At 40.6% G+C, this 4,587-nt stretch carries 3 protein-coding genes and 1 pseudogene; 2 read left to right on the top strand and 2 right to left on the bottom strand.

Annotated features, from left to right (window positions below; translation table 11 throughout):
* Together AAC083_RS11190 and AAC083_RS11185 are read left to right on the top strand one after the other, a co-directional pair.
* A pseudogene (locus AAC083_RS11190) lies at positions 1 to 322 on the top strand (tRNA (N6-threonylcarbamoyladenosine(37)-N6)-methyltransferase TrmO); the annotation flags it as partial.
* 391 nt (positions 323 to 713) lie between these two features.
* A complete protein-coding gene (locus tag AAC083_RS11185; protein WP_042036308.1) occupies positions 714 to 1,124 on the top strand; it encodes an H-NS family histone-like protein in 411 nt (136 codons plus the stop codon).
* A gap of 696 nt (positions 1,125 to 1,820) precedes the next feature.
* On the opposite strand, the gene AAC083_RS11180 is transcribed toward AAC083_RS11185, so the two are convergent.
* Positions 1,821 to 2,840: a hypothetical protein gene (locus AAC083_RS11180; RefSeq protein ID WP_146181656.1), complete on the bottom strand. Its 1,020-nt coding sequence runs from the start codon at positions 2,838 to 2,840 to the stop codon at positions 1,821 to 1,823.
* Positions 2,840 to 4,510, bottom strand: a complete 1,671-nt coding sequence (locus tag AAC083_RS11175) for an AAA family ATPase (RefSeq protein WP_258224662.1) — start codon at positions 4,508 to 4,510, stop codon at positions 2,840 to 2,842. Before AAC083_RS11175 ends, AAC083_RS11180 begins: the two co-directional genes overlap by 1 nt.
* Between the last annotated feature and the right edge of the window lie 77 nt (positions 4,511 to 4,587).

Here is a 4,587-nt window from a genome sequence, read left to right as displayed (position 1 = left end):
CACCCCCATCGTCGACATCAAGCCCTATATCCCCTATGCCGACAGCCTGCCTGATGCCCGTGGTGGCTTTGCCCCCCATGCCCCCACCCCGCCGCTGGCGGTGCGCTTTAGCCCGGAGGCGGAGCAACAGCTGCAACCCTGGCTCAAGGCCCATCCCGAGCTGCGCCTGCTGGTGAGCGAAGTGCTGGCCCAGGATCCCCGTCCTGCCTACAAGAAGGGCAAGCCGGACGACAAGGAGTACGGGGTACGCTTGTTCGATCTCAACGTGCGCTTTCGCATCAGCGAACCCGACTGTCTGGTGCTGGCCATAGTGCCGGCCTGAGTGCTGGCCTGATCGCCGACCTGATCGCCAGATGATGTGAGCCATTAAAAAAACACCCTGCGCTGTTTTTTAAAACGAGTGTCATGAAATGAAACAAACGGATTTGTTTCATGCAATATCCACCCGTTAACCACATTGAGAGCAGATGAGCAAAGCCCCGTCTCGTCGGAAATTCTCTCATCAACGCAAACCTGATAACCCATGTGGCGCCGCTGCGCTTGCCCCCTTGTGTCATGGGCAAGATGAAAAACATTACTTTACCCACGCCACTGGGCCAGTATTTTTTATTTCCCCATTATCCGAATAACATTTATATATACATTCCAATTTTTTATGGTATGTTCCCCCTGAAATTGATGATCACCTTAATCAGCCATTTAATGGGGATGCCATGAACGAATTTCTTAAAACACTGCTGAACATCCGTAGTCTTCGTGTGGCCCTACGCGAGCTGCCATTTGAACAGCTGGAAGAAGCGAAAGAAAAATTCGAGCAGGTTTATACAGAGCGCTTTGAATCCACCGAGAAAGAGCGTACCGAGCAAGCAGAGCATCAACGTAAGCTTGCTGAGTTCTCCGAGCTGCTGAAACAAGCCGGTGTCGACCCCCGTGACCTGGTCAGTCACGCAGCCCCAGTCTTATCAGCCAAAGCTGGCAATAAGGCCAAACGAGCACCACGCCCGGCCAAATACAAATATCAAGAAGATGGCCAGGAAAAAACCTGGACCGGTCAGGGTCGTATGCCAAAGGCCATCGCTGCGCAAGTTGAGCAAGGCAAGAGCCTGGATGACTTCCTGATTTAATATCCGCGTTTACCAGATGCCGCCTACGGGCGGCATTTTTATTGCCTTTTTATCCCCGGCGCCATCACAACACATCAAAAACGGTAAAACAGTGAAAGCATGTTCACTGTTTTCAGTTCGGATTTTAGCCGCCAAGCCCAGCGCTGGCGGGCTCTGGCATAGGGTTTTACAGCTATCCATTTTTGGAAAAATTTTTCTATACGGAGCACGCAGGCGGGAGCGGAAGAGCGCGAATTCCGTGGCGCAGCTCTGTCCATGACTTCTTCTCGGGGTCCAAGGCTCACCCTCAACTATGTAGATGGAAATGCTCTTAGCTACGTTATAGATGTTACTTAATGGCCTTGTAGGGGAATTTATGGTAACGTCTCCGCTATTTGTATGTTCAATAAGTCTTAATTTTTCGGTATCTTGATTTTAAAAAAATGGCAAAGAGAGCGTATAAGCGGGAGTAAAAGAGCGCAGATGCTGTTATACCTACGTATCGTTTTATATATGACAAGTACCAAGAATCTCACATGTTGAACTCGCAACCTAAGCGAACCATCAATCTTGCATTTAAGCAGCGATAAAAGTATATGTTAACCGTGAGAATAAGTGTCTTTTGTAAAAAAATACAACAAATAGCATCTGATAATTTACATTTAAAACATACCTCACCAGCCAAGTGAGGTATGTTTTTATTCTATAGGTATGGCTTTATTTTCTGCGACTAGCCACTTTAACTGCATAATGTATACATGAAAACGCCCTGCCATTATCTAAAAAGTGGTGCACACATTTTTTCATGTGAATGAATTTAGTTGCTATTTCCTCAACTCCATTTGTTATTACTGAATCAGGTAGACCAATGTCTTCCGGACTCAGCTCCTCCACCAATGTTTTATACTTTTCCCACCAAGACAAAAAATTATCCCCATCAAAATACGAAACCAAAAAAGTTCTATTGATGGCCAGCGGATTATAATTATTCAAAAGTTTTTCATAGTGAAATTTTATTTTATTTGATTCAACAGATGATAACTTCAACGCCTCAATGATAGTAAACAAGTATCCATATTCATCATTAATCAAAAGGTCTATTTCACCCGCATCAATACCAGTAGCAGAGTCCCCCTCTCTTGTTTGATCAATGATAAAATAATCTTTTGCCAACATCATATTTCTAATGAAATCATTCTTTTCATTTTCAGAATTACCGACTCCATGAGCCCTAACTAGGCGATGAAGTACCCATTCAAGGTCCTTATCTACACCATCAAATGTCACGGCTTTTTTATTAAGATTAGGTAACGTGTATGATGGTATGTTTTGAAGGTTAATTAAATCTATTCGCTGCCTCCTCAACTCAGAAATATATTGTCCATAATCATTATTGCTATGAGCAACGATAGATTTATTGAACGTTGTATTTGCAACTGATATCACATCATAGACCACATCAAAATAGCTTTTACTGCCGTCTGCATTAACGTTTACCGGCAATACTTTACCATCCCTTGTGGACGAAAGAACACCCCACCAAGCCTTATAGAATTCAAATGCAGTTTCGTTATCTTTAACGGCATTGGTATATTCATATTCTAACCGACCAGATGAGTCTATAATTATCTGGCAATCTGTATTTATTATATTTCCGATAAAAATGCTTGCATAAGCACAAGGATCCTGAATGTTATTGCTGACGAACTCAGGACATAAACATAGGGCACTGGGCATTAGTGTGCTCTCTTATAATTTTCAAATTTCATTTTCTGGATCATAAGAGTGTCATTAATTTCAACATCCATGAATCCTGATGGCCATTCTATATCCCCAAGTTCATTTATTTCAACTCTAGTTAATTGTGACGAATCCTGGTTGATTTTTTTCTTTTCGACATGATATATATTGACATCATCTACTGTCAGCTTATTTTCAGGATCTACTATCCTTAGTCTGACCCGTCTAATTAATGCCTCGCTATGAGTTTCAATGATAAATTTTTTCTCATCATAAATCGCTATTGATATTAATGCATCCGCCAACCACGCCTGCATTTTAGGATGGAGGTGTATTTCTGGTTGTTCAATAATTGTTATGGAATTTTTAGGGGAGAGATATGCCTGCACTAATATTGGGAGAGCCTGTGAAATCCCAAAACCCACATCGGTTAGCTCAAGATGAACAGTGTCTTGGTTTACCACTATTTTATGTATAATGTCGTTAACTTTTTCTATTTCAATTGCAATGTTAAATTGAGCAAGAAGAAGATTTATTTTATCTCTAATAATGGGGTGCTTTTTCAGAATTTCAGCTAACTCTGAGCCATCAAGAGAGTTTAACTTTACATGCTGAGCTGATTTATCTAACAAATAATATCGCTGTGGAAATGCACGTAATGGACTAACGTGATTTATATTTATCCCAGATAGTGATGATATGAGGTTAGAGGTAGACATTTCAATCATCTTTAATATCAATGATGCATATGGATCTTTTCCTAGAGGTTGCATCGGAAATGATTTCTCATCTTTTCTGACAGCACTGATGAATGAGAAACTATTAAAGTTAACTCCATTTAATATTTCAGTTTTGGCGCGAGCGAGCGGCCTATCTTCAAATACATCGGAAGAAATCTTCACCCGACTATGCTTCCTCTCTACACAAATAATTATCTTCCCTACTTTGTTTGTGCATTTGAACTTAGAAATGACTACGCCACTATCCCCCTTTGAATATGAAAACTCGTACGTTATCTTTACTGGGGTAATATTGTTTATTGTCCAATTTGATAGTGCATTGAAACAATCTTTAAGGCTAGAAATGGAAAGCATATCAACTGTCGAAAGTAAACGGGTAGACTTTACGTTAGCCTTTATCTTACTTTCATTTTCTCTATATTTAAAAAATGTATGAACAAGCGATTTTTGCACATCTTTAAGTTCGCTGGAGTTAAAGCTTTCCGTCGGATAGAAAAAATACTCCACTTTGTCATAGATCAATCTTGTTATGTCGTCATTTGTCGAAATATAATTCCTAGAAACCCTTGCTATATATCTAGCCAGAGACAGGTAATTATCAATCGTGGTATGCTTTAGACCCGCCAGTTGTGATTTTAGTTTTCTTGAACCCTCTGGATTGAAGGAGAATGAAAAGGTAAGTTTGTTATCAGGGTTCTTATTTTTTATAATATTCAGAGAGTCCCCCATTCCAATCTGCATACCATTTATTTTCAATGGCGACTCAGACGATGATACGGAGTCCGCTGTTTGGGAAAACATCAAAAGCCCATTTATTATTGAACTTTTCCCGCAACTATTTGCCCCTAAAAGGATTGTTAATGGTTTTATATCCATTGAAAATTCATCAAAAGCTTTATAATTCATTCCCGAAAAAGTCTGTATCATATATCATCTCACTGTTTTCACTCGATGCAGTGCTTTGTGTTCTTTGCCTAAGGCTAAACAGGCCTATAGTACCCAAT

The organism is Aeromonas sp. HMWF014, assembly GCF_963878295.1.
Taxonomy (GTDB): Bacteria; Pseudomonadota; Gammaproteobacteria; order Enterobacterales; family Aeromonadaceae; genus Aeromonas; species Aeromonas popoffii.
The sequence above is the reverse complement of the archived record's forward strand: the minus strand, read 5'-3'. Positions and strand labels throughout refer to the sequence as shown.

Bases quoted from the DNA above. Each gene is read 5' to 3' on its own strand.
- AAC083_RS11185 (WP_042036308.1), top strand. From the start codon at position 714: ATGAACGAATTTCTTAAAACACTGCTGAACATCCGTAGTCTTCGTGTG.
- AAC083_RS11180 (WP_146181656.1), bottom strand. From the start codon at position 2,840: ATGCCCAGTGCCCTATGTTTATGTCCTGAGTTCGTCAGCAATAACATT.
- AAC083_RS11175 (WP_258224662.1), bottom strand. From the start codon at position 4,510: ATGATACAGACTTTTTCGGGAATGAATTATAAAGCTTTTGATGAATTT.